General features: G+C 47.5%; 25 protein-coding genes. 8 read left to right on the top strand and 17 right to left on the bottom strand.

The window, feature by feature from the left end; all coding sequences use genetic code 11:
- Positions 1–13 precede the first annotated feature (13 nt).
- Both H9Q78_RS08855 and dapA read right to left on the bottom strand, forming a co-directional pair.
- On the bottom strand, positions 14–1,243 hold the full coding sequence (locus H9Q78_RS08855) for an ABC transporter substrate-binding protein (protein WP_249301086.1): 1,230 nt from the start codon (positions 1,241–1,243) through the stop codon (positions 14–16).
- A gap of 233 nt (positions 1,244–1,476) precedes the next feature.
- Positions 1,477–2,397, bottom strand: a complete 921-nt coding sequence (gene dapA, locus H9Q78_RS08850) for a 4-hydroxy-tetrahydrodipicolinate synthase (RefSeq protein ID WP_249301084.1) — start codon at positions 2,395–2,397, stop codon at positions 1,477–1,479.
- 212 nt (positions 2,398–2,609) lie between these two features.
- On the opposite strand from dapA, the gene H9Q78_RS08845 reads away from it, so the two are divergent.
- Positions 2,610–3,344, top strand: a complete 735-nt coding sequence (locus tag H9Q78_RS08845; protein WP_249301082.1) for a FadR/GntR family transcriptional regulator — start codon at positions 2,610–2,612, stop codon at positions 3,342–3,344.
- A gap of 55 nt (positions 3,345–3,399) precedes the next feature.
- Positions 3,400–4,275, top strand: a complete 876-nt coding sequence (locus H9Q78_RS08840) for a dihydrodipicolinate synthase family protein (protein WP_249301080.1) — start codon at positions 3,400–3,402, stop codon at positions 4,273–4,275.
- Between the two features lie 72 nt (positions 4,276–4,347).
- On the opposite strand, the gene H9Q78_RS08835 is transcribed toward H9Q78_RS08840, so the two are convergent.
- Positions 4,348–5,040, bottom strand: coding sequence for a FadR/GntR family transcriptional regulator (locus tag H9Q78_RS08835; RefSeq protein WP_249301078.1), 693 nt, complete (start codon positions 5,038–5,040; stop codon positions 4,348–4,350).
- A gap of 113 nt (positions 5,041–5,153) precedes the next feature.
- Here H9Q78_RS08835 and H9Q78_RS08830 point away from each other — a divergent pair, with 113 nt between their 5' ends.
- Positions 5,154–5,372, top strand: coding sequence for a helix-turn-helix domain-containing protein (locus H9Q78_RS08830; protein WP_147597726.1), 219 nt, complete (start codon positions 5,154–5,156; stop codon positions 5,370–5,372).
- 25 nt (positions 5,373–5,397) lie between these two features.
- Here H9Q78_RS08830 and tadA read toward each other — a convergent pair whose 3' ends face one another.
- A complete protein-coding gene (gene tadA, locus H9Q78_RS08825) occupies positions 5,398–5,892 on the bottom strand; it encodes a tRNA adenosine(34) deaminase TadA (RefSeq protein WP_249301077.1) in 495 nt (164 codons plus the stop codon).
- 118 nt (positions 5,893–6,010) lie between these two features.
- On the opposite strand from tadA, the gene H9Q78_RS08820 reads away from it, so the two are divergent.
- Positions 6,011–6,706, top strand: a complete 696-nt coding sequence (locus H9Q78_RS08820) for an anaerobic ribonucleoside-triphosphate reductase activating protein (protein ID WP_249301076.1) — start codon at positions 6,011–6,013, stop codon at positions 6,704–6,706.
- An 18-nt stretch (positions 6,707–6,724) separates the two neighbouring features.
- Here H9Q78_RS08820 and H9Q78_RS08815 read toward each other — a convergent pair whose 3' ends face one another.
- A complete protein-coding gene (locus H9Q78_RS08815; protein ID WP_249301075.1) occupies positions 6,725–8,095 on the bottom strand; it encodes a C39 family peptidase in 1,371 nt (456 codons plus the stop codon).
- A 64-nt stretch (positions 8,096–8,159) separates the two neighbouring features.
- Positions 8,160–9,248: a hypothetical protein gene (locus tag H9Q78_RS08810; RefSeq protein ID WP_249301074.1), complete on the bottom strand. Its 1,089-nt coding sequence runs from the start codon at positions 9,246–9,248 to the stop codon at positions 8,160–8,162.
- A 173-nt stretch (positions 9,249–9,421) separates the two neighbouring features.
- Between H9Q78_RS08810 and H9Q78_RS08805 the strand changes: the two genes are divergently transcribed.
- Positions 9,422–9,691, top strand: coding sequence for a hypothetical protein (locus tag H9Q78_RS08805; protein ID WP_249301073.1), 270 nt, complete (start codon positions 9,422–9,424; stop codon positions 9,689–9,691).
- A gap of 191 nt (positions 9,692–9,882) precedes the next feature.
- Here the strand turns inward: H9Q78_RS08805 and H9Q78_RS08800 are convergent, their stop codons facing one another.
- The 3 genes from H9Q78_RS08800 to H9Q78_RS08790 all read right to left on the bottom strand — a co-directional run bounded on the left by H9Q78_RS08800 (position 9,883) and on the right by H9Q78_RS08790 (position 13,025).
- Positions 9,883–11,226, bottom strand: coding sequence for a glucose-6-phosphate isomerase (locus tag H9Q78_RS08800; protein WP_249301071.1), 1,344 nt, complete (start codon positions 11,224–11,226; stop codon positions 9,883–9,885).
- 98 nt (positions 11,227–11,324) lie between these two features.
- Positions 11,325–12,149 carry a hypothetical protein gene (locus H9Q78_RS08795; RefSeq protein ID WP_249301068.1) on the bottom strand — a complete coding sequence of 275 codons (825 nt, stop codon included), beginning with the start codon at positions 12,147–12,149 and terminating at the stop codon, positions 11,325–11,327.
- A 174-nt stretch (positions 12,150–12,323) separates the two neighbouring features.
- On the bottom strand, positions 12,324–13,025 hold the full coding sequence (locus tag H9Q78_RS08790; RefSeq protein ID WP_249301066.1) for a 5'-methylthioadenosine/adenosylhomocysteine nucleosidase: 702 nt from the start codon (positions 13,023–13,025) through the stop codon (positions 12,324–12,326).
- A 183-nt stretch (positions 13,026–13,208) separates the two neighbouring features.
- On the opposite strand from H9Q78_RS08790, the gene H9Q78_RS08785 reads away from it, so the two are divergent.
- A complete protein-coding gene (locus H9Q78_RS08785; RefSeq protein ID WP_249301064.1) occupies positions 13,209–13,457 on the top strand; it encodes a TIGR03905 family TSCPD domain-containing protein in 249 nt (82 codons plus the stop codon).
- A 19-nt stretch (positions 13,458–13,476) separates the two neighbouring features.
- On the top strand, positions 13,477–14,544 hold the full coding sequence (locus H9Q78_RS08780; protein ID WP_249301062.1) for an undecaprenyldiphospho-muramoylpentapeptide beta-N-acetylglucosaminyltransferase: 1,068 nt from the start codon (positions 13,477–13,479) through the stop codon (positions 14,542–14,544).
- Between the two features lie 60 nt (positions 14,545–14,604).
- Here the strand turns inward: H9Q78_RS08780 and H9Q78_RS08775 are convergent, their stop codons facing one another.
- Complete coding sequence (locus H9Q78_RS08775) at positions 14,605–15,021, bottom strand: HIT family protein (RefSeq protein ID WP_249301060.1); 417 nt, start codon at positions 15,019–15,021, stop codon at positions 14,605–14,607.
- 210 nt (positions 15,022–15,231) lie between these two features.
- Between H9Q78_RS08775 and H9Q78_RS08770 the strand changes: the two genes are divergently transcribed.
- Positions 15,232–16,047, top strand: a complete 816-nt coding sequence (locus H9Q78_RS08770; RefSeq protein ID WP_249301058.1) for a sensor histidine kinase — start codon at positions 15,232–15,234, stop codon at positions 16,045–16,047.
- Here H9Q78_RS08770 and H9Q78_RS08765 read toward each other — a convergent pair.
- From H9Q78_RS08765 to H9Q78_RS08735, 7 genes are all read right to left on the bottom strand, one after another.
- Entirely contained in the window at positions 15,982–16,626 is a 645-nt protein-coding gene (locus H9Q78_RS08765; protein WP_249301056.1) for a rhomboid family intramembrane serine protease, read from the bottom strand. The two genes, H9Q78_RS08770 and H9Q78_RS08765, sit on opposite strands and share 66 nt — an antisense overlap.
- Before the next feature lie 27 nt (positions 16,627–16,653).
- Positions 16,654–17,868: a DUF6382 domain-containing protein gene (locus tag H9Q78_RS08760; RefSeq protein ID WP_249301054.1), complete on the bottom strand. Its 1,215-nt coding sequence runs from the start codon at positions 17,866–17,868 to the stop codon at positions 16,654–16,656.
- 15 nt (positions 17,869–17,883) lie between these two features.
- Positions 17,884–18,300, bottom strand: a complete 417-nt coding sequence (locus H9Q78_RS08755; protein WP_249301052.1) for a TadE/TadG family type IV pilus assembly protein — start codon at positions 18,298–18,300, stop codon at positions 17,884–17,886.
- 4 nt (positions 18,301–18,304) lie between these two features.
- Positions 18,305–19,504, bottom strand: a complete 1,200-nt coding sequence (locus H9Q78_RS14660; RefSeq protein ID WP_249301050.1) for a hypothetical protein — start codon at positions 19,502–19,504, stop codon at positions 18,305–18,307.
- A 282-nt stretch (positions 19,505–19,786) separates the two neighbouring features.
- The gene (locus H9Q78_RS08745) at positions 19,787–21,775 is read right to left on the bottom strand and encodes a DUF5702 domain-containing protein (RefSeq protein WP_249301048.1); all 1,989 of its coding nucleotides are present in this window, start codon (positions 21,773–21,775) and stop codon (positions 19,787–19,789) included.
- On the bottom strand, positions 21,765–21,962 hold the full coding sequence (locus H9Q78_RS08740) for a Flp1 family type IVb pilin (protein WP_249301046.1): 198 nt from the start codon (positions 21,960–21,962) through the stop codon (positions 21,765–21,767). Before H9Q78_RS08740 ends, H9Q78_RS08745 begins: the two co-directional genes overlap by 11 nt.
- Before the next feature lie 30 nt (positions 21,963–21,992).
- Positions 21,993–23,351, bottom strand: coding sequence for a type II secretion system F family protein (locus H9Q78_RS08735; protein WP_249301044.1), 1,359 nt, complete (start codon positions 23,349–23,351; stop codon positions 21,993–21,995).
- Positions 23,352–23,363 lie beyond the last annotated feature (12 nt).

The following is a 23,363-nucleotide window of genomic DNA, read 5'->3' as shown; positions in this document are numbered from 1 at the left end:
ATAAAGCCTTCCCCTACGGCTGAACGCTTGTCACATAGTGTCCGACGCCGTCTTCATACTTCATGATGACTGCCGCCTTGTTGGGGTTGCCTCCCTCGTCAAAGGTAACTTTTCCAGAGGGAAGATTGAGGTCTGTGGCAGCGATATTGTCACGAAGCTCTTCCTCGCTGTAGGAAGTGAGATTTTCCAGACCGTTGATGACAATCTTCAAAGCTTCATACGCCAGGGTTGCATGCGCCGCAGGCTTATATCCGTTTACCTCTTCAAATTCCTTCACCCAAGCCTGCGCCACCTCGTTATCGCTTTCCGCGCTGAAGCAGGAGATATAGTAGGAGCCTTCCAGAGCCTCCGCACCGGCCGTCTCGGGAACTGTTGTAACATCCCAGGAATCGGGCCCCATCATGGTGGCGGTGATCCCCATGGCATCCGCCTGTTGAATCTGAAGCGGGATCTCGCTGGCCTGATTGGGCAGCCATAAGAGATCGGGCGTCTTTGCGTTAATATTCGAAAGCTGTGCATTGAAATCTTTGACATCTGAGCCGGCATAGGTTTCCACTGCCACTACCTCGCCGCCAAGAGCTTCAAAATTCTCCTTAAAGGATTCCATCAGGCCCGTTGCATAAGCGTCCGCATTGGAGTAGAGAACGGCTGCCGTTTTTGCGCCCAGCTCATTATAAGCATAGGTCGCCGCCACCTGGCCCTGGAAAGGGTCTATGTAACAAGCGCGGAAAATATAGTCGCCGATCTGAGTGACCTTTTCATTGGTCGCAAAGGTGGAGATGACCGGAATTCCCGCTTCCTGTGCCAGAGGCGCCCCCGCCAGAGTCAGGGAACTCTCATCAGGACCGACAATTGCCACCGCATTCAGGTCATTGATACACTTGGAGTAAGCATTGGCAGTCACATCGGCCTTGGAATCCGTATCCACAAACTCAACATTCACTTTGACCTGTTTGCCCATGATGGTGATACAGCCGTCTGTTGCCTCAAGCTCTTTCTGGATCACCGCCCAGGCATCCTTTTTGTACTGGCCTGCCTGTGCATTCTCACCGGACATGCTCGCCACAAAGCCAATGGTGATTTCATCGGGTACCTGGGAATTATCTTCCGAAGCGGCTTTCGTCTCTCCGCTCTGGGTTCCCGTTTCCTTTGCATCCGCAGGCTTTTCCTCTTTTTTGCCGCAGCCGGCCAACATACCGATCGTCATAGCAGCCGCCAGCAGAAGCGCGCACATTTTCTTCATTGTTTCTTCCTCCTTTTTAATCGTTGTTATTTTGTATGACATATGACATAGTACAATATTATCAGCTTTGTCTGTCTTTGTCAATCTTGATTCCAACATTTTGTACATTTAGGCCTCTCAAATATACAGGTTACAGGACATTTTACCCAAAATAAAGAAAGCCGCCGCAAGCCATTCATCCTAGGATTCTGGCTGCGGCGACATACGATCATTTTGTATGTATTAATTGTAAATTACAGCTTTCCCTGTTTTTTCAAAATAGAAAGGGTGACATCCATCTCCGCCTTGATCGCGGGAGCCAGGGGCCCTCTCGCCGGCCCCAGCTTCACGCCTGTTACCGCCTCGATGGCCGGACGAAGAATGGAATTGGGCAAGATTCTTCCGTTCTGTCCTGTGCTCTTGCAAAATTCATACATGGGCATGAAGAGCTCCTTTGCCTTCTCGTTCTCTCCATTTTCAAAGGCGTCAAAGATCGCACGGATCTCATGGCCGTAAATATGAGCTCCGCCGCTCACAATGCCCATGGCGCCCTGAACGATCGTAGGGAGCAGCATAACATCGTCTCCGTTATAAATGGCAAAGTCGGAATCGATATCCTTTGTCGCAAGGAAAAAATCGGTGACCTGAGTGGGATTTACGCCCGCCTCATCCTTTACGCCCACAATATTCTCGATGGCTGCAAGACGGCCAACGGTAGCAGGCTCCAGATTGATGCCGACAAAAATCGGGATATTATATAACAGAATATCGGCCTTTGTACTCTCAGCGATCCTCCTATAGTGTTCGTAAACTCCCTCCTGTGTGGGCTTATTGTAGAAAGGGCATACAATAAGGCAAAGCCCTATGCCAAGCTCCTCCGCTTTTTTCGTGAGGGCGATGGTCTCCTTTGTGGAGGCACAGCCAGTCCCGGCAATAACGGGCTTTCTGCCCGCCGCCGCTTTCACTGCGGTCTCGAACAGCTTCACGCGTTCGTCAAAGGTCAGCAGAGAAGCTTCGCCTGTCGTTCCGGTCACGATCAAGGAATCACAAACGTCCTTCTCGATCACATAATCGATCAGCTCTGCATATTTTCCATAATCGATTTCTTCATTCTCATCATAGGGAGTAATGAGCGGAAGTAAAATCCTTCCATACTTTTTAACTACGCTGTTCATTTCTTTTCGTTCCTTTCTTTCATAAAATTATACATTAAATTGGTTTGGTATATTGTATGATGTCGTATATCGTATCTTAAATGGCTTTTATCTTTTTGTCAAGCATTTTTTTGAGCAAAGATTTTGTAAACGCCTTTACAATCATTTAATTTTCTTTTATAATGTCCCATAATATCATATGATGTCATATAATAATTCATAGGAGTGTGTGCATGAAAGAAATCCAGAAAATATCCATTACTGATATGGCCGCTGAAAGCATTAAGGAACTGATCACCAGCGGAAAATATATTCCCGGCCAAAAGCTCCCTACAGAAGCCAGCTTCTGCCAAATGCTGGGCGTCAGCCGCACCAGTATCCGGGAAGCGCTCCGCGTTCTGCAGGCACTTGGCTTTGTGACCATTAAACCTGGTAAAGGTACCTTTGTCTCTCAGCAGGAGCTCCCCCTGAAGTCCGGCAGTAACTGGTACGATACCGAGGACGCCAAATTTTCCGACTTTATGGAAGTACGCTTCGCCATCGAGCCTCTGGCCGTGCGCCTCTCTGTAAAACGTGCTACTCCAAAAGAGGTGGCGGACTTGGCGGAAATCCATCAGTCTTTTTTAAACGCAAACAAAACCCATGACATGGCAAAGCTGATCATGCTGGATGAGCTCTTTCATACAAAGATCATGTCCTATACAAAGAATCCGCTTTTAATCAATATCAATAAACAGCTTTTAAACTGTTTCCGCGTCTACCGCGGCGAATCCTTTACCAGCGATCAAGTATATAACAACGCCGTACAGCCTCACGGACGGATCCTACAGTGTTTTTACAGAAAGGATCCGGAAAATGCTGTGCTGGAAATGCAGAAGCATCTGGAAATAACGGACTCCGATATGAAACGAATCCATAAAAAACATACGAAGCTAAAATCCTCTCTTGACATTGCTGATGAACCGTGATATTGTGTTTGTATGATTGTATGATGTCATATAATATTGACAAGGAGGGAGCAACATGTACGCAAAAAAATTAGAGGGTATTATCCCTCCGATCATTACCCCCTTTGATGAAAAGGGAAATATCGCTGAAGCATTGATTGCGAAAGAGATGAAGCTGGCGGTCGACTCCGGCGTCCATGGTCTGAGCGTCAGCGGAAGTACAGGCGAAGGGCCTACTTTAGGGGACGAGGAGCTGAAAACTCTTATCACCATCGCAAAAGATCATGTAAAAGAAGATCAGCCGATCGTCTGCGGAATCATGCGAACCTGCACAAGAGATGCCGTAAAAGCCGGCCTTGCCGCCAAGGACGCCGGAGCAGACGCCTTAATGGTAACCCCCACTGCATACAACGTTCTTGTACCGGACGAGGAGGGTATGTTTGATTTTTACAGCACCATTTCCAAAGAGTGCCAAATGCCCATTATCATTTATAATGTGGTCCCGCAGAATACGGTCACTCCTCAGCTTTTTAAACGGCTGATTGAGAACACAGAATATGTCCGCGGCATAAAGCAGAGTGTAGGAGGCGTTTCTGCCCTGTATGCCATGAAAATGATGTGCGGCAGCAAAGCCAAGGTTTATGCCGCAACCGACGATATGCTTTACACCTGCTATGATCTGGGGGCAGACGGCGCCATCTCCGCAATCCTCGCAGTATTTCCTAAGCTGTGTGTAGAGATGTGGGAGTGTTCCCAGAACGGCAATAAGGCCCGGGCGCTGGATATCCAAAATCAGCTGTATTACCGCTGGCAGGCCATAACCGGAAATCAGTTTCCTATCCGGTTAAAATATGCCTTAAAGCTCATGGGCCGTGAACCGGGCTTCTGCCGGAGTCCGATCACTCATCTGTCAGAGGAAGAAAAACGTCAAATCGAAAAGGCTTTTTCTTAAATATCCGCTTTCTGATAACTTATTTAAAAAGAGCTTTTTCATAAAAATGAAAAAGCTCTTTTGCTGTTCCTATTATTTTTCCCGCAGATACTGTAAATCTTCATAGGTAATGTCCAAATGTCGTTTCATCTCTGCCACAGCCTGTTCCGCATCCCGTTTCTTAAAGCAGGAAAGAATCGCTTCGTGAAGAGCTACCGCATTGCCATATACCTCATTGTCTGCAAAAGATTCTCCCCGGTAAGAGCGCAGGCGTTCCGTCAGCTGTTTATTAATCGCGATCAAAAGTGGATTTTTTGTATAAGATATAATCTTCGTATGGAAAAGCTCGTCCAGCATGATCAGCTTTGCCATATCATGAGTCTCATTTGCCGCGGCGAAGGATTCCTGAATTTCAGCCAGCTCTTTAATTTGTTCTGCCGACACGCGTTCAACAGCCAGGCGGACGCCCAAGGTCTCAACGGCATAACGTACCTCCTTAAAGTCCGAAAACTCCGCATTATCCGCCTCATACCATTGTTTATCCCTGCCGCCGTCTTTCCTTTTCTCTGCTGCAAATGCACCGAGCCCAGGCTTGATCACCACATATCCCAACGCCTGCAGCACGCGAAAAGCCTCTCTCACACTTGTCCGGCTCACGCCCATCATCTGACAGAGACTGGCTTCCGTGGGGAGTTTTTGTCCGGGTTCATATTCACCGGATTCAATTAACTCTTTCACGTTCTCTACAACAGCATCTGTAATGGAGATCCTTTGTATCTCTTTCATCCCTGTACATCCTCTCGAGAATTTGACAACATCTTTCAATATTATAGCTTATATATTGACTATAGTCAATCAATCACTCATATTCTATCATCAAATGAAGGAGTGTGCGGACCATGATTGTATATACACCATTTTGGCAAACCCTGGAGGCCTCCACTGAATCCACCTATTCTTTAATAAACAAACATGGAATTTCTTCCAATACCCTCAGCCGCATGAGAAAAGGTCTGCCGCTTTCCACTGTGACCATCAATGACTTCTGCAGAATATTCAACTGCTCTGTCGGCGATATCGTAGAATACATACCAAACGATGACGATCAGCTTCTCTGACCGCGTAAGGCAAACGCTTTCTCCTTTAAAGCTTACCCGCCGCTTTTTCCTTCTTTTCTTCCTTCAGGCGGCTTCGCAGTCCTTTAAAAAAATCCTTCAGAAGCTTCGAGCATTCCTCCTCCATGACTCCTCTGGTCACTTTAACCTGATGGTTAAACTCCGGCATTTCCAACAGATTCAAAATGGAACCGGCGCAGCCGGCCTTGGGGTTCATACACCCTATGACTACCTCGCTCATCCGAGCCTGCACCAGCGCCCCCGAGCACATCTGACACGGCTCCAGTGTCACATACATCGTGCATCCTTCCAGCCTCCAGTCCCCCAGTTTTTTGCTGGCTTTTTTGATGGCCTGAAGTTCTGCATGCGCCAACGTATTTTTATCGGCAGTTCTCCTGTTATATCCCCGCGCGATAATCTTGTCTTCCTTGACTATCACGCATCCGATGGGGACCTCTCCTATGGAAAAGGCTTTTTTGGCCTGCTTAATGGCTTCTTTCATATAGTACTCCTGGTCAGCCATGGTTCATACTCCCTTCTGTATGAATTTTATCCGCCTCCGGTCCGGGGTTGTGATCTCCCCGGAAATCAGCTACAATAACAATTAGAATATTTTTGCAAAACGATCAGGAGGCATGACTATGATCATTTCCGGTTTCCAAAAGACTACCTTGCTGGATTATCCCGGCCATCTGGCCGCTACAATATTTTTTAACGGCTGCAGTTTCCGCTGCCCCTTCTGCCACAACAGTGAACTTCTTACATCCGATACCTCGCCCCAGGCAATGACAGACGCTGAGGTCTTGTCCGTCTTAAAAAAGCGCGCCGGCATCCTGGAAGGAGTCTGCGTAACCGGCGGCGAGCCCACCCTGCAGCCGGAACTGCCTGAATTTCTGTCATCTGTCAAAGACCTGGGGCTCCTGGTCAAACTGGACACCAACGGATACCAGCCGGATGTTATGATTTCCCTCTGCGAACAAGGGCTTATTGATTACATCGCCATGGATATCAAATCCTGTCCGTCCCGTTATCCCATTGTATCTGGATTTCCCCATCTTGATTTTTCCCGTATTCAGAAAAGCGTCACTTATCTGATGCAGGGCTGTCTGCCTTATGAATTCCGCACCACCGTAGTTCAGGAGCTTCACTCCCCAAAAGACTTTGAGGAAATCAGCCGTTGGCTGCAGGGCTGCTCTGCTTATTATCTGCAGAATTATCAGGATTCGGAACATGTGCTGTGTCCTGGATTCCACAGCTGCTCCAAAGAGGAGCTTCTTGATTTTGCCTCTGTGGTAGAACCTCTGATTCCAAATGTGAACCTCCGGGGCATTGACTGAGCCTCCGCGAAAACCGTATCAGGATTTCCAGAATATCCCGTATCCTCTGCCTGATTGATTGTTCAGAATGGTCTGCATATCGTCATATGTAATGTCAGTGCTGATTCCGGGATTATTGACTATCACCTGTCCGTTCTCTGTCAGTCCTGCTAAAGTCACATAGTGGTAGACCGTTGCATAACGGCCTCCTTCCCCTTCCGGTGTCATGGACATGACAATCTTTGCTCCGGATTCCAGCGACCGGCGTATTTTATCCGCGGACAGTGACGCTGTCCCCGCCTCGACGCGAAGTCCATAGTCAACGCCTGCCGCCATACACATCTTTCCGCCATAGGAGCCCTGCTCAATATTCCGGTATCCATCGTTATCATATCTGGCCGCGACTTCGGCCGGAGTGATGCGCTCATCTTTAAAATACGACAATACCATGGCGATCGCCGTAGGACAGCAGGCGTCGCTGGCTATGGTGCCCCCTCCGAAAGCCTGGCTTCCCCACTCAATGGACCCCTGCTTGTAAAAAGGAACCGGCGAATCCAAGAGGCTCTCTTCCTGCCGCTTTAAGATGGTATCGTTGAACTCCTGTTCACTCATTTTCATAAGTTCTTCGCATTCTGCCCGGTTCTCTTCCGTCCATCCATCCCACTCTGACGGTATCGGAAATGTAAAAGAATCCGTGTTATAAATTTCATCCCTCGGCTTATTTTCCAGGATCACCACTACCTTATACTGAGAATCCAAAGCTGCCCCCGTCCCCTCAAATACGTTTGACAGGCTTATGCCCCCGGCCCCCAGCCAATCCGCCGCTGCCCCTGCCGATGGAAGAAGAAATTCTACTGCGGACTTCTGAAATTGAATTCCGGCAATTCGGTATGAATAAGTCTCATTCCATAGATTATCCGCATACCATTGGCAAAGAATCCGATTATAAAATGTATAATTTCGGCAGACAGCCGTCATAGCCAGCACTTGTCTGGACGCATCCTGAAAGCCCTTTCCATACACAAAATACTGCTTCTCCCTCGGCACTCCGGATTTTTCCAGCATCTGGGCCTGTTCTTCCTTCCAAACCTCCTCCTTGTTCTGGATAAACGCGTAAAGCGCTTCCAGGTCGGCCGTTCCATGAATCCCCGAAGCCTCATCCTCCCCTGACGCATCGTCTATTTCCTGCGGTCCTACGAGCATTTCCTGATAAGGCGCAATCTGCAGACCGTGTATTTCTGTCTCTGAGCCTTCTCCCTCCCCGCCGTCTGTATCCTCAGTTCTGTCCGTATTGAAAGTCTGCCCCTGCGGCGACGCAAAAACACGTTTTTCGGTAAGCAAAAGTCCACATATAAGAAATGTCAATATCAATATAACCGGCATTTCCGCCGTTTTCCTGCTTTTCTGCATCTATGCTCCTTCCAGAGAATTTCTTCTATCCTAAAACAAAGAGTCCGGTCTGCCGGACTCTTTTCTATTTCACATTTTTATAAATCTGCTGAGCCTCCGTAATGCTGGAAGCCAATCCCTGATTCAAAATGTCTATCAGCTTATCCAGCTTATCCTGGTGCATGAACTCCTGGCCGATATACGGACCATATTCGTCCGTGAATTCAATGGTCTTCTGCTGGACGCTGCTGCTCATTTCCTTATTGGCCGCATTTACCTGCTGAAGCTGTCTGGCCATCGTCTCCAATTTTTCCCTGTTGTTTTCAAGAATCTCCTGTTCCAGCTCCTGTTTTGTTTCATTCTCAAAAATGCCCAGGGCTTCCTGCTTCCGTTTTGCTATATCTGCCAGTTCGTTTTCAATTCCTGAAATTTCCCTGTCATACTTGCCCAAATTGTAGACCGAATCATTCTTATCCTTTTCAATCGCCTTGACAATAACCCGTATCTTCCGTTTATTGGCATCGATCATATCGCGGTTTTTTCTCGCATCCTTCATGATCTCCAGATGATTGACCTTAGTCCTGTTGTTCAATGCAATATATGTGCCGCAGAGGACAACGATGACAACGATATAAATCACGATCAAAAGCCACGGCTGATGGCCGGGCACCGCCCAGTAAATACCGCAGGGCAGTACCAGAAAACCGATCACAAAAGTCAAAAGCAAGATCAAGATTTCCGAAAATCCCTTGGTAAAATACAAGGAGTAATAAAATTTGGTATTGCAAAAAGACGGAATCCTGTTCTGATGGAAGGTAGTTGCGTTCTGGAGCTTCAGCTGCCTGTTTTCTTCCCGAAGCTGCGCCGTCTCATTATCGATACGCGCCTTTACCCCCTGATCCTTCGCCCTTTCTCTGTTTCCTCTGGCTTTTTTTAACTTGTCCTGTGTCTTGCTGATCTCTCTGTCATAACTTAAGGTGATCTCCTCTTTCCGTTTAGTGACGGTAGATTCAATCTCTTCTTCAACCGCTTTCTTTTCTGTGGCCAGGGAGCGTGTTAACCGTTTTTCTTCCGACTGCAGACGGCTGCTCTTCGCTTTCTCCGCCTCCAGTTCAGCAAGCGCTGCTTTCGCTTCCTGAAGAAAGCCCACATTATCCTTTATTTCCCGTGCCATGGTTATCCTCCTATGTATGACTTGCTTCCATGTTTTAGTTTACACTACTTTATCCCCTCCCGCAAGTATTTTTATATGGCAAAAAGCCCGGTAGTGGTTGCCCGTGCCCAAAATCGATGATATACTGAGCTTGAGGTGGTGAACCATCTGTATATTATTAAGGAGGGCTTCCTATGTTTCGCCTCTGGGGAAAAGAATTCCAGAATAATCATCTGATAAAGGACATTGTCATCTGCAACGATGACACGGAATTAAACCGGACCCGCAAAGTTTTCAAAAGTCTGGAGGAAATCTGCATGGCCTTTGATCTAAGCGTCCCAATCTGGCTGGACGCCACAGTGGAAGAATTCCGAGTCCACTCAAAATGCCGTTTCACACAGGACAGTTTCATTGAACATATTAACTTCGATTTTTTGGAGATTCAGGTAATTGAAGAAGATTAAGCAAGACAAACCATTCCGGCTGCGGCCGGCCAATCAAGAACTGCCCCGGAGCCTTTTTCATCTCAAAGGCCGGGGCAGTTTTTAATTCATATATCTATATACCATTACGCATCAAACGTTTATGATTTTCCACATATCAGAACCGCTGTCCGCAGACGGTCACTCATCGGCCGCCTTACCGTTCCCGCGAATCATAGCCTGGCAAGAAGGGTTTCCCTCTGTTCCTCATAGCCCGGCTTTCCAAGAAGAGCAAACATATTTTTCTTGTAGCTCTCAACACCCGGCTGATTGAAAGGATTTACACCCAGTATGTATCCGCTGACACCGCAGGCAAACTCATAAAAATAAAACAACTCTCCAAGGCAGAATTCATCCTGCTTCGGCACACATATTTTCATATTCGGCACCTGGCCGTCCGTATGTGCAAGCATCGTGCCATTCATGGCATTTTTGTTTACAAAATCCATGGACTTTCCTGCCAAATAGTTAAGACCATCCAAATCTTCTGCCTCTGCTTCGATCAGAATCTCTCCGCACGGTTCTTCTACCGAAATTACGGTCTCCATCAGATTCCTGGAACCGTCCTGAATAAACTGGCCCATGGAGTGAAGATCCGCCGTCAGGTCCACAGCCGCCGGGAAAATCCCCCGCTGATCCTTGCCCTCACTCTCTCCATATAACTGCTTCCACCACTCAGCCAGATAGTGGAGGCTGGGTTCATAATTCGCTGTAATCTCAATCCCCTTCCCTTTTCTCAGAAGGATGTTCCGAACTGCCGCATATTGAAGAGCGTCATTCGTCTCAAAACCGTTCTCCAAAGCACGTTTTCTTCCTGATGCAGCGCCTGCCATCAATTTTTCAATATCTGCTCCGCTAACCGCGATGGGAAGCAGGCCTACTGCTGTCAGGACGGAAAAACGTCCGCCCACATCGTCCGGAACCACAAAGGTTTCATAACCTTCTTTATCCGCCAGAGTTTTAAGTGCGCCCCGCGCTTTATCCGTGGTCGCATAAATCCTCTTTCCGGCTTCTTCCGCACCGTATTTATCAGTCAGCAGCTTTTTTAAAATACGGAAGGCGATCGCCGGCTCCGTAGTCGTTCCTGATTTGGAAATTACATTTATGGAGAAATCTTTTCCATTCAGCAGGTGAATCAGATCCTTCATATATGAGGTGCTGATGTTGTTTCCCACAAAATAAATCTCAGGAGTTTTCCTGTCCTCCTTTGACATGCAATTATAAAAATTATTTCTCAGGAACTCTATGGCCGCCCTCGCTCCCAGGTAAGAACCGCCAATACCGATGACAAGGAGTACGTCGGAATCCGATTGAATCTTAGCCGCTGCTTTTTGAATTCTTTTGAATTCTTCTTTATCATAATCTACCGGCAGGTCAATCCATCCCAAAAAGTCGTTCCCAGCCCCTGTCCTGGACACCAGCACTTCCTTCGCATCCAGCGCCAGCTTTTTCATATTGACGATTTCTTCTTCGGAAATAAAGGAAGCTGTCTTACTGTAATCAAACGTTACCTGCATATTTTTTCTCCTTTTTGTATTGTCCTCAGGTCCTGAGGTATTTGTAACAATTATACAAAATTCACGGTCTTTCCGCAAGGTCCGAACGGATTTTTATGCTATTCATACAAATATTCTTGGATAATATCCTCGATCAGGTGCTCTTCTTCATCCGTAAGCTTCCTCGCGTGGCCGCCGCCATGGCGGCCTGACGCAATCCGCTCCAAACGCTTTTTCAGAAATGCCGCATCCTGTTCTCTTCCCGCCGCTTCTTCGCTTTTTCTCAGCAGATCGGCAGCCTGTCCATCTAAAACACCTGGATTCTCACTAAATGAAGCGTCGCCTGATACGGCCGCTTCCATCACTCCTCCCGGTCCTCCGGATGCCCCTGCTCCTTCCATGGCCGGCGAAAGCTCAGCCGGCTGTCCCGATTCCAGCCGCTTGACCAGCGTGTTCTCAAAATAATCACGAATACAGAGCAAAAGCTGAGAGTATTTCCCAGGAGTATTGCACAACGTTTCCCATAATATCATGGCGCCGCCCAATGCGAAGCCGGAAAACACATATAATACTACGGTCTTGGTCACTCCCGCGTACCAATAGGTCATAAAGGAGGCCACCATGCCTCCCAGGCAAAGGAAAGCGGCCGCCAGACGGTTTAAACGCTCCAGCCGGTTCAGACGTACTCCCATAAACTTATACTGTCCCATATTTCTTTCCACATAGACAGGAATATTATTGACTCCGCTGCTTGACCGATATGTATTTTCAAATTTGACTTTCCATTGTTTCAAATACTTATCCTTGGCTGTTCCCATGTTCTCCGACTGCTTTATCAGCTTTCGGTATCTTCCGTTTACCAGGAATTTACTGAGTACGCCTAAAATGCTGAATGCCAGCATAATATAAAGCACCTTTCCTGTTTCTAAAAACTGTAACAACATAGTGATTCCCCTTTCTTTTCCGGACTCTGTCCGAATTGTTCAAACATGCTCCGGTGTATCCGCGCGCAACCTCCGGAGATTACACACATTGTATACCACAAAAAGTTTGGATGAGAAGGAAAATCGTTCGTTTTTTTCCGACAGGAATTTCCATGAGGAATATTAACTATTTACTCAAACCAGTTCAAGATGGCCCACCATATCTTTTACGAGAGCTACCGTGTGGGAAATCGCTTTTGCTTCAAACGCGGGGTAATCCATGGATGCACTGTCATCCGCTTTATCGGAGATCGCCCTCACGATCAAAAAGGGAATCCCGTTCAGATAAGAAGCTTGTCCGATGGCCGCGCCCTCCATTTCTGTGCAAAGCCCGCCGAATGTCTTTATAAGCCACTCTTTTTTTTCCTTGTCAGCCACAAACTGGTCCCCGCTCAGCACACGCCCCTTAAAGGTCTTGATGTCCGGGTTCACCCTCTGGCAGCATTTCTCCGCACAGTCTGCCAGATGCCTGTCCGCCTGAAAAGATAGAGACTCCATTCTGGGTATCTGCCCCACCGGATATCCAAAAGCCACCGCATCCACATCATGCTGAAGCACATCCGTGGACAGGACAATATCCCCGATATCAATCTGTGCGTGAAGAGAACCTGCTATTCCGGTATTGATAACCGCATTCACGGAATAAAGATCTGCCAGAATCTGAGTGCAGATGCCGGCATTTACTTTTCCGATCCCGCTCCGCACCACTACAATATCTTTTCCGCTGAGTCTGCCCCTGCAAAAATCCATGGAGGCCTTTGTCTCCACCGAAACTTCTTCCATCGCTGCCTTCAGCTGATTTACTTCTTCCTCCATTGCGCCGATAATTCCAATCATATGACTGTCCCTCCTATTGCCTGTTCTTGTTTCATTATACCTTCCGCCGGAAATCGTGGCAAGAACAAAGTAGGCAAGACCATTTCAAGCTCCCCTTACAGGGTGCACTTTCCTTCGAAATGAAAAACCTGGTACAATTTTCTTATTTTGTGCTATACTTGCGTAAAAGGAGGTAATATGATCATGACAAGTTATAAGACCCACGGCGTATGCAGCCGTGAAATCAGATTTGAGATTGAGGGAAACACGATCAAAACTGTCCAGTTCATCGGAGGCTGCGCCGGAAATACCCAAGGCGTAGCGCGGCTGATAGCCGGTATGGATGTGGATGAAGCCATACAAAAAATCGACGGCATTGACTGCGGCGGACGCGGAACTTCATGTCCTGACCAGCTGGCTAAAGCTTTGAAAGAATATAAAGCAACTCATTAATGTTCAGGAGCAGTTCACCATGAAAAAAATCATATTAACCGGCGGAGGAACTGCCGGACATGTTACACCTAACCTGGCTCTGATTCCTGCCTTAAAGGAACAGGGCTATGAAATACGGTATATCGGTTCTTACAACGGCATCGAAAAAGAACTGATCGAAAAGGCCGGAATCCCTTATGATGGTATCTCCTCCGGAAAGCTGCGCCGTTACTTCAGCTTCAAGAACTTTTCGGACCCTTTCCGCATATTAAAGGGGTATTTTCAGGCAAAAAAAATACTAAAACGTGAAAAACCTGACGTCATCTTTTCTAAAGGCGGTTTTGTAGCGGTGCCGGTAGTATTAGCCGCAAAGGGGCGCCATATCCCCGTCATCATCCATGAATCCGACATGACGCCGGGGCTGGCAAATAAGCTGTGCATACCGTCTGCCAGGAAGGTCTGCTGCAATTTCCCTGAAACGCTCAAATACTTGCCTGGGGAAAAAGCTGTCCTCACCGGTTCCCCTATCCGGAAAGAGCTTTTAAACGGTTCTCCCCTTTCCGGCCTCAAGTTTACCGGATTGTCTTCCAAAAAACCGGTGATACTGGTAATCGGCGGAAGCCTGGGATCCGTAAAGGTCAATTCGGCCGTCCGGAATATCCTTCCTGAGCTTTTAAAGTCCTATCAGGTCATTCATCTCTGTGGAAAAGGAAACCTGGATAAATCTCTGGATTCTCTGGAGGGCTATGTGCAGTATGAATATATCAGCTCTCAGCTGAAAGATCTGTTTGCTTTATCTGACCTTATGATCTCGCGCGCTGGCGCCAACGCAATCTGCGAGATTCTGGCGCTCCGAAAGCCGAATATCTTAATACCGCTGTCGGCAGCTGCCAGCCGCGGGGATCAGCTGCTGAACGCAGAGTCTTTCCGGAAACAAGGCTTTAGTGAGGTTCTTCTGGAAGAGGATTTAACGGATGACGCGCTGAAGGCGCTGATAGAAAAAGTATATGCCAACAGACAGGATTACATAAATTCGATGAATACCAGCAAAACAGCTGATGCCATCGGCACCATCACAGCTATGATGAATGAAATATGTCTCAAATAAAATCCGCAGCTGACGAGCTGCTGTAAGGCGGGCCAAATGCCCGCCTTTTTCTTTTCGTTCTCACAATTCCTTTTTAATACACTCCGCCAATTGGGCCAGTTCTTCCTGAGAAGGGCTCTGAGGTTCCCAGCTGACCATACGGGGGCCGCCTTCATAGCGGGGTATAATGTGAAGATGGAAATGGAATACAGTCTGGCCGGCGGCCTGGCCATTATTCTGAACTAAATTAAAGCCAGCGCAGTTTAGGCTTTTCTTCATGGCAGTCCCTATCTTCGCAGCCAGGGCCAGCACCTTGGAAGATGTCTCCTGATCCAGTGCACAGACATCCGCAAAATGATTTTTCGGCAGGATCAGCGCATGTCCTCTGGATGCCGGTCCCAGATCCAGTATCACGCGGAACAAATCGTCCTCGTACAGAGTCGCCGTAAAAATCTCTCCATTAGCAATCTTGCAAAAAACACAATTTTCGTCTTTCATTGACATCGCTCCTATTTCTTTATATCTGGTAATTTCCTATATATATAGTCTACAATCACCTAGTTTTTTTAGCAAGATGTTTCTATTGTCTTGTCTTTTTTTGTCGAACGAATTTGTTTGCCTTATTTTTCGGGTAATGTTACTCTCAAACTGATAACATGGTTTATACTGGAAAAATTCTGTTTAATTACCAAATTAGGATGTGACACTATGAATGATGAAAAAGAAGACTTATATCGGCCTCCAGCCGGCAGCATGGAACAGCTGATCAGAGAAAATAATAATCTGAAGGCTGAAAATCGTCGGCTGAATCAAAAGTTAATAGAGTTAGAGGAAGATACACAGGCATCTCTCTCCGCTATTTCCCACGAATTACGAAATTCGCTTACCCTGTTGGTCGGCTCCGTACAGCTCATGGAACAAGATTATCCCGATGTCGCCTCCACGCGGTATTGGAGCAGTATACATTCCGACCTGTCCCATATGCAGGCGTTTCTACAAGATCTATCATCATTTAAATCCCTTAAAGCACTTGTACCTCACCGCCGGCTATGTGATCTGACCGCCTTTTTGCGAGATGTCTACCATAATTGCCAAACATGGTTTGACGGAATCCATAGGCGGTTGATTTTATCATGTCCGAAAACTCATTCAATCCTATATGCCGATACAGCCAAGCTGTATCAGGCTATCACCAACCTCATTAAAAACGGACTGGAGGCTTTGGGACACGAAGGGACGGTCTCTCTTTGTCTGCGGGAAGCTACCGAAGATGAAACCCGGCTCCTCGGCACAGAAACTACCGTCATTGAAGTAAAGGATACCGGCGTGGGACTTTCCGCAAAGCAGCAAGAAGCCATCTTTCAGCCTTTTTTCACTGATAAGGCCAACGGGACTGGTCTCGGCCTGCCCATAGCTCGAAACATCGTGGAGTCTCATGGCGGCAGGCTTTGTATAAGCTCATGCCCCGGCAAAGGGTCCGTCTTTACGATCCTCCTGCCAAGCCTTCCAAATGCTGTTAAATAACAGGCCGCAGAGCGTCCCTGCCAGAAAACCGGCAACATGGGCAACTGTGTTGATTCCTGCGCTATTGTATCCGCTGTAAATAATCAGAAAAATCATAATCAGCATACGGCTCCTGCTGAAACCGGGAACAGATCCCCGGTTCCGGAAGATCAGACAGAACAAGGTCCCGACCAGACCGAAGACCGCGCCGGACGCTCCGGCTGACACAACTGTCTTCCCCAGCATGCAGTACCAAAGAATCGTAGCGGCATTTCCGGCCAGGCCGCTGACAAAATAGGAGAACAAAAACCGGACTCTTCCCAGCCTTTCTTCCAACATCGCCCCAATAATCACCATGATCAGCAGATTCCCGCCGATATGCTGAATATCAAAGTGCATAAACATAGATGTGAACAACTGGCTCCAGCCTCCGATATAAGTTCCCTTCACCACAAGCAGCGCTCCCTTGTCCACCATCCCGGACGTCGTTCCCAATGCCCCGATAAACAGAAGATAAAAAAAATATATCACATTGGCTGCAGCTATCGTGATCGTGGCATATGGAAGTCTCCTCTGTCTGGAAATATCTGTATGATTCATAGTTCTCCCTCTTTTCCTGAGGTCACATTAACATGATTTTTCTTTTCTGTCAAACTCCATGAATTCATATGTAAGCCCTGCGATCCAGATATGGTCACCATGGCGTATCTGCTTTTCTTCATTGGGTAAAAGCGGACTGCCGTTCAATTTCGTTCCATTTGTAGAATTCAGATCCATTATCCAGTACATTCCGTTTTTCTTCTCCAGCTTTAGATGCAGCCGGCTGACGCCATGAAATCCAGGATTATAATGAGCCCAGTTCTCCTGTGTCCCTACCAAAAACGGAAAATGTGTCAGCGAGACCACCTCCTGACTTTCCTGACAGCACAGGGTCGGTGACAGCATTGAATCTTCCTCCACATATAATACCTCCGTGGGGCGTTCTTCCGTAAAGCCTTGTGTCCGCTCTCCTCCGGTTCCGTTTGAAAATCGCCTATTATTCGGTTCCAGTTCATCCCACATAGTCTCCAGCCCATCCGGAGTCCGCCGGAAGATTTTGTGTAAAATGCCTCTGATACCCGCAGGGTATCTTTTTTTATCCTCCTTTTCTCCTGACCCCATATCATCAATCTGCTCTTCCCATTCCGCTTCTCCTCTCTCTGTATCCTCCCGCCGGCCATATCCTTCTCTTTCCTCGGTATTTTCCCCCTGATGTCTGAGTCTCCCCTCATTCAGACAAGCTGTCAGTGTTTCCGGTTCTGCTTCTCCCGAGGCGCACAAACGATACAACCGGAAAACCAGCCCTGCTGACTCTGCGTCCTCACCATCTGCCTTTTCCAGCAGATATTGGGACAACCGCTTCATATGTTCTCCATACTCTCCTTCTTGTCCCGGACAAATAAAGAAATAATACCGCGGCCCTTCCAGCCGCATATAAATATATTCTGGTTCCAAAACGAGGTCATCCCGGTCGAGCAGGAATTGTTCCAGCCTTAAGATCACATCTGCCAGCTGCTGCAGAAATTCTTTTATTTCATCTCCTGAGAGATCCCGGATATCCATCACCCTGGAGACAGGCTGCATTCCTGTAATATCGTACCCATAATACACCTTGTTGTCTTCCCATCGCATACTCAGCTGTGCCAAACCAGGAATTCTATTTCTCCTGACCATCTCAATTTGAGAATCCCAATGCTCTCGTTTCTCACCTCCGCAGGATACCGCTGCAGTTCCTGCCTGTTCTGATTCCGCCTGAAACATAATATAATTATGGCCATGTTCCCTTTTGTAAAACACTTCCACTCATTTCCACCTCTTTTAAAAGTTCATGTCTCTGATTACCTGTTCCCCATATAGCAATCCGATTTCCTCCCGTTTCTCGAGATACGGCTCTCTGAGAAAGAAAAGGGATTGGATGAGCCGTGACAAAAACTGGCTTTTTCCGCCGCATTTAACCGTGACCATCGTCTCTCCTCTACTGATCTGGATTGGAATATCCGGACACGACAGGGTTTCCAGATACTTTGTTTCTTTCTGATTGTTTCCTGTCTTTTGAAATGCCTCCCGTTCCGCCGCCTCGTGCACTCCGGCGCATATCGTAACCTTATCACGGAAAATAAAACTATAGGATACCACCAGGAGTATCAGCGCAAACCCCAAAGGGAGCAAAAATGCCGCCTCCACCGTATATCCCCCTTCTATCTTCCGGCTGATCAGCCATTTACCACCGTTCATTTACTCACTCCGTCCTTAGAAAAACAGCATTTGACATAGGTACCCTCCCAACATGAACGGAGCAAAGGGCAGTGTACGGTCCTTTTTCCTTTTGATCATCACGAAGAAAAAAGCTGCTGGGAACATAAAAAGCAGCCCGCCTTCCAAAAGCAATATACCTTCTTTCCATCCATATGCCGCCCCTGCTGCCGCTATCATCCATCCATCCCCCATGCCGATCTGGCCTGGAAGCAGCCATGCCGTCAGGCTCAGAAGAATTCCCGGAATCACATTCAGCAAAACTTCCCATCCGAACCCCTCCCGAGTCATCCAGATTCCCGTACCCAGAGCAATTCCCGCTGTCAGCAGCAAGATTGGTATTTTTCGATAACGGCAGTCCCAATAAGTACACGCTCCCAAAAAGACAACAAGAAACATGGTTCTGCCCGCCTCCATTCTTCACATAATTTTTGTTGTTTTCTAATTTGGAGGTATCTGCCCCACACCGGCTGCAAGGTCCTTTTCCTCCCACCTGTGACAGCGGAACCTTCATAATCCAGCGGTTCAGTCCGCTGCAGTTTCTTGTCCTGTGATATCGATCCCCGGTATCTGTGATATACACCGTTCCCGGCATCAAAACGTTTTTCATACATCTTTCGCACGGCCGGTATTTACTTCCTTCCTCATTTCTGAGGCCGCTCACAGAGTTCCCGTCCGCTGCTCTGATTGAGAGTTTCAAATATGTACACTCTCGTTTTCTGTGATAAACTGCTCCATTTTGCGTAATATAAACGTATTCTTCCGTTTCCCCTTCTTTCGTACTGTCCTGCCCTACAGACGCCTGACCAGTCCATCGCCTTCTCCTGCACCTCTGCACATAAGACCCTTTCAGCGGGCCAAACAGCAAAAGCTCCGGCCCCGCCTGGTAACAGACAAAAACATCCAGAATGTCCTCCTCTGACGGAAAGACACCTTCCGCATTGTATACCACCTTCAGGCTGTCCGAATTGATTCTCAGACCTTTTCCTGTCTTTGTAACTTCCTTTTCTATCCGGCCCCAGAAGCTTCTCTCTCCCAGAAAAGAACTGGTCTGACTAATGGCTTCTGCTCTCGCCGTCTCTTCCAGAGCAAACTGCAGCTGTATCTGAAACTCCATCAGGTGAAAAAAGTAAAACAGCAGACATATGGATAGCAAAAAAAGGCTCATTACAAAAGACGCTTCCACCGTAAGGCTTCCCACAAAGCTTTTTTGTGAGGCGGAGGCAGATGCCCTCTTCTCCAGACATTCGTTTAATTCTATATTCAGTTTTTTTGGTTTTTGACTTGGCTTACATTGTACTTGGAGAGGTTTTTGGAGCTTCGCTCTCAGGGGCAAATTATTGGGAGCGAAAGCTAGAGTTCGAAAATGAGAGTTCCTGATTACTTGTTGGATGATATGCCTTAAGGAAAAGGGCACCTGTCTCCACCTCCTTTCGCGGCAGATATCTGTTACCTGCGTTATTTCAATTCATTCTTCCCCAGCAGACCTAGGGTTTTGATACCCGTATGCTGCCAGTTTTCGGAATCTGTATTTTCCGGCCGAAGCGCCGCCTCTTTTCATAAACGGAATCTGAGTAAACCTGGCCTCCGCCTGAAACGTAGTTTCGACCGATATATGATAAACACAGTTTTCCATAAAAAATCCGGAATCCTTCTGTCTGAGGTTCGCTTCCATTAAATCCATGGCGCGAAAACCCTGTCTTTCTGTTTTCCCCAGCAAGAACAAAAGCTGAAGATATTTCTCATAGGTCCAAAAATCCTGCTGTCCTCTGGTCCTCTCCTCTTGTGTGCGGTTCTGGACTATCTGCCCTTCCGCTCTCAGGCTCTCTCCGGCGCCGGTCAAAGACAGGTTCCAGTCCGAACTGTTTTTTATAAGCGGGACCTCATCACCTTTTATCAGCCTCCTTACATCATTTACCGCCTCTGCCAGGGCCCATGCCGCGAGCAAAAGTTTCGCTGTCAGCCGAATCAGCGGATAGACTCCGGTAAAGCCGACCAGCGCTGCAGCCAGAGCCTCAGCCTCCAGGCTTTTTTCTCTATCCTGTAAAAGATACATGAAGTTCATCCCCGACCTCAGTCCTATCAGTTTTTCCACTGCCGCCGTGAGGTTCTCTTTGTCATTGTCGTATTTGCCGACGATATATTCCATTTCGTAGGACAGCACAGAGTCCTCCTCTGTCTCTCTAAAGGTCCCGAAATGCTCTGTCATATACAGAGCCGCCGTCCCCTTCTTGAACGCTGCCTCCACAGCACCGCCCTCAGATTGCTCTTCGAAGCTGCTCAGCTTAGAAGGATAGACGCTTTCTTTCAAATGCGCCTCTGAAACCGTTACTGTACCATCCAGAACAAGGGCAAGGATTCCCTGGTCTTTCCAATCTTTTACCGCTTTTAAAAGGGAACTTTCCTCTCTTTTTCCGTTCTGTCCTTTATCATAAGACAGATCTTTCAAGGCCTCCTTCCCTTGTTTCACCGCCTCTGAAAACGCATCTGTAATCTCTCCGTTTTCCCAAGGCTCGATATTTATAAGCCCGCCGGCCTGTTTTTCTAACAGCTCTTTCAGAGAATCGGCAGCCTTTCTTCTGCTTCCTTCCTCTTCCGTGTACTCCGTCAGATCCCTAAGCCCCTCTTCCATGATCTCATACGCTGTCTCACTGATCTTTTCCTGTTCCTCCAGCATCCGGGTCCTCTCCAGCTCCACGCCCTTTTTCAGCTGCTCTGTAAATGTCATGATCTTTTCATATTCCTGACCGGATATTCTCAAAGCTTCTGCTGCACAGGATACGGCCTTGTCAGTTATCTCACTCCCCACGGTCTCCGGCCATTCTTTAAGCTGCAAGGCCTCATTCAAAGCATCATATTGTTCTTTCAGTTTTTTTCCCTGCTCATCCATGAGAGCAAAGCTCTCTTCAATTTCGGTGACGGCCGTTCCATATTCGGACAGTTGTTCCATGTAGGATGAAACTGTTTCTGCTTCCTCTGCCAACTTGTCTTTTCCAGTCAATGCAGATAAAATATTTCCGGCGCCATGCTTTTTCATATCCTCGCTGATCTCCTCAAAAAAAGGGGCTCCGCCGTCGTCCATCACTGTTACGATCTCCACGGCCCGCGATTCCTCAGAGCGAAATCCGTACAAATTCGTTCCGTTTTTTACAACGCCTTTTCCCGGATTTTCATAGTAGGAAAGATAGTCTTCCATCGTAGAAATAAGACCGGGGCCATCCGCCACAAAAAACATATGATATTTTTCCCATAAAGGCCGGTAAAATCCGGCAAAGACAGATTCCAGGGCTGACTCCTGCGCCTGAGCGGTGAAATAGGAAAGGGCAGAATATCGGGCCGATTCCAGTGAGGTTATGACTATGGCAATCAAAACTGTCAGGATAAGGGCAAAAAACACGGTCAGGCTTCCTTGGTACCCTCTATGCTCCCATTTTCTCATCCATTTTTTAGTACACATTTTTCGCCTTGTCATTCACTTCAGAAAAAATACTTTTTACCAATGAAGTCAGCTGCTTTTTAAAGATTAACACAAGAGAGATAAGCACGACCAAGATTAATATGATCTCCACCACTCCAATCGCTGTTTCTTCATTCCAAAAATCTCTGGGTTCCAGGTCATATTCTGCCTGCCGGATTCTCTTCATACTGCCAGCTCCTTTCTTTTCCCGCTCCTTTTAAAATGATAAAAACGCAGGTACCATAATCACGGTCAATACCACAAACAACATCATAAACATCGGAAGCATCATCTTTGTTTCCGCTTCCTCTCCCAGCCTTCTGGCCACATTCTTTCTGTCCTCAAAGGCCTCCTCCGCTTCCTTTTTCAGCCTTGCCGCCAACCCTACCGTACCCTGGCGCAGATTCTGCTCCAGCAAAGCTCCAAACTTTAAGTAAGAATGCAGACCACACCTCCTCCCAAATTCTTCATAGGCAGCACTTTCATAAACCCCATTTTTCATCTGGTTCCAGGTAATCCTCATTTCTTCGTACGCATAGCGGGGCTTCTGTCCTTTTTCCGTTTTTCCTTCGTATTCCCTTACCATCCTTTCCCAGACATTTCTTGCCGTCATGCCAGCCTGTACCAGTACCGTAAATTTGGAAACCAGTTCTGGGTAATCCAAAAGCATTTCCCTTTCCCTGGCGCGAAGCTTTTCTTTCTGTCTCTGCTTTTTTCCCAAAATCAAAAGTATTACAGCTGCCGCAGGAAAAAACATGACGATATACCTTTTTTCTCCGCTCTCCTGTGTGTACCATTCAAGCGTTTCTCCCCCATACGCAATGGGAAGTTCCACATTCTCGTCACTTCTGGCCGCCTCCATCTTCTGCCTGATTTCTGCTTTCAGTCCTTCTAGAAATTTTTCCTCCTCCGTCTTTTCCATGGGATACACCATCAGAAAAACGTCATACTCACTGACCAGCTCCCCGTATGAGAGGGCCAGCCGGTATTTTCCCTCTTCTCCTGATTCTGGTATTTCATCCTGTGGCCTCACAATCTGGCCCCAGTCATCCAAGAGCTCCCGTGTCTCTGAGGTCCAGTCTGCCTCGATCAGCCCATTCAGCGCCTTTTCCGGTAATGTCAATGCAGTTTTTATCTGTTCCAAAGAGTCATTCTCTCCCAGCATGGTCTCGCAGACCTCCTCATAAGCTTCTTTAAACTTCCTTTCCATCTCCTGTTCTGTGTAGACCGTTTCTTCCACTGTGATTTCCACCGGAAGGCGCACCCCCCTTCCATCCTGTACCTCCATCTGGTAAACTGCCGGCCCCTTCCCTCCTTCCGGCCTTGTAAGGTCATATACTGGCTCAGGCGGTTTTTTGATCATAGCCGCTCCCACATACAAAAGAAATCCAGCCATTATGAGAAGCCCAATCTGTGATATCTGCCTGCCGTCCTGCTCCCTGAGATATCTTTCTGGGTCGGAAGCCGGATGAAGCTGGCGGCATCTGCGGATACGTTTCGCCGGAACTGCCGGTTTTCCACAGCTTTTTCTAAGTAAACGATATCTGTCCACAATAAAGAGACTTATCTTCCCCACTCTCTGACCCCC

It is taken from the genome of Qiania dongpingensis (assembly GCF_014337195.1).
Lineage (GTDB): Bacteria > Bacillota > Clostridia > Lachnospirales > Lachnospiraceae > Lientehia > Lientehia dongpingensis.
Note: the sequence above shows the minus strand (reverse complement) of the source record. Positions and strands in the feature narration are given on the sequence as shown.

Bases quoted from the DNA above. Each gene is read 5' to 3' on its own strand.
- H9Q78_RS08855 (WP_249301086.1), bottom strand. From the start codon at position 1,243: ATGAAGAAAATGTGCGCGCTTCTGCTGGCGGCTGCTATGACGATCGGT.
- dapA (WP_249301084.1), bottom strand. From the start codon at position 2,397: ATGAACAGCGTAGTTAAAAAGTATGGAAGGATTTTACTTCCGCTCATT.
- H9Q78_RS08845 (WP_249301082.1), top strand. From the start codon at position 2,610: ATGAAAGAAATCCAGAAAATATCCATTACTGATATGGCCGCTGAAAGC.
- H9Q78_RS08840 (WP_249301080.1), top strand. From the start codon at position 3,400: ATGTACGCAAAAAAATTAGAGGGTATTATCCCTCCGATCATTACCCCC.
- H9Q78_RS08835 (WP_249301078.1), bottom strand. From the start codon at position 5,040: ATGAAAGAGATACAAAGGATCTCCATTACAGATGCTGTTGTAGAGAAC.
- H9Q78_RS08830 (WP_147597726.1), top strand. From the start codon at position 5,154: ATGATTGTATATACACCATTTTGGCAAACCCTGGAGGCCTCCACTGAA.
- tadA (WP_249301077.1), bottom strand. From the start codon at position 5,892: ATGGCTGACCAGGAGTACTATATGAAAGAAGCCATTAAGCAGGCCAAA.
- H9Q78_RS08820 (WP_249301076.1), top strand. From the start codon at position 6,011: ATGATCATTTCCGGTTTCCAAAAGACTACCTTGCTGGATTATCCCGGC.
- H9Q78_RS08815 (WP_249301075.1), bottom strand. From the start codon at position 8,095: ATGCAGAAAAGCAGGAAAACGGCGGAAATGCCGGTTATATTGATATTG.
- H9Q78_RS08810 (WP_249301074.1), bottom strand. From the start codon at position 9,248: ATGGCACGGGAAATAAAGGATAATGTGGGCTTTCTTCAGGAAGCGAAA.
- H9Q78_RS08805 (WP_249301073.1), top strand. From the start codon at position 9,422: ATGTTTCGCCTCTGGGGAAAAGAATTCCAGAATAATCATCTGATAAAG.
- H9Q78_RS08800 (WP_249301071.1), bottom strand. From the start codon at position 11,226: ATGCAGGTAACGTTTGATTACAGTAAGACAGCTTCCTTTATTTCCGAA.
- H9Q78_RS08795 (WP_249301068.1), bottom strand. From the start codon at position 12,149: ATGTTGTTACAGTTTTTAGAAACAGGAAAGGTGCTTTATATTATGCTG.
- H9Q78_RS08790 (WP_249301066.1), bottom strand. From the start codon at position 13,025: ATGATTGGAATTATCGGCGCAATGGAGGAAGAAGTAAATCAGCTGAAG.
- H9Q78_RS08785 (WP_249301064.1), top strand. From the start codon at position 13,209: ATGACAAGTTATAAGACCCACGGCGTATGCAGCCGTGAAATCAGATTT.
- H9Q78_RS08780 (WP_249301062.1), top strand. From the start codon at position 13,477: ATGAAAAAAATCATATTAACCGGCGGAGGAACTGCCGGACATGTTACA.
- H9Q78_RS08775 (WP_249301060.1), bottom strand. From the start codon at position 15,021: ATGAAAGACGAAAATTGTGTTTTTTGCAAGATTGCTAATGGAGAGATT.
- H9Q78_RS08770 (WP_249301058.1), top strand. From the start codon at position 15,232: ATGAATGATGAAAAAGAAGACTTATATCGGCCTCCAGCCGGCAGCATG.
- H9Q78_RS08765 (WP_249301056.1), bottom strand. From the start codon at position 16,626: ATGAATCATACAGATATTTCCAGACAGAGGAGACTTCCATATGCCACG.
- H9Q78_RS08755 (WP_249301052.1), bottom strand. From the start codon at position 18,300: ATGAACGGTGGTAAATGGCTGATCAGCCGGAAGATAGAAGGGGGATAT.
- H9Q78_RS08745 (WP_249301048.1), bottom strand. From the start codon at position 21,775: ATGTGTACTAAAAAATGGATGAGAAAATGGGAGCATAGAGGGTACCAA.
- H9Q78_RS08740 (WP_249301046.1), bottom strand. From the start codon at position 21,962: ATGAAGAGAATCCGGCAGGCAGAATATGACCTGGAACCCAGAGATTTT.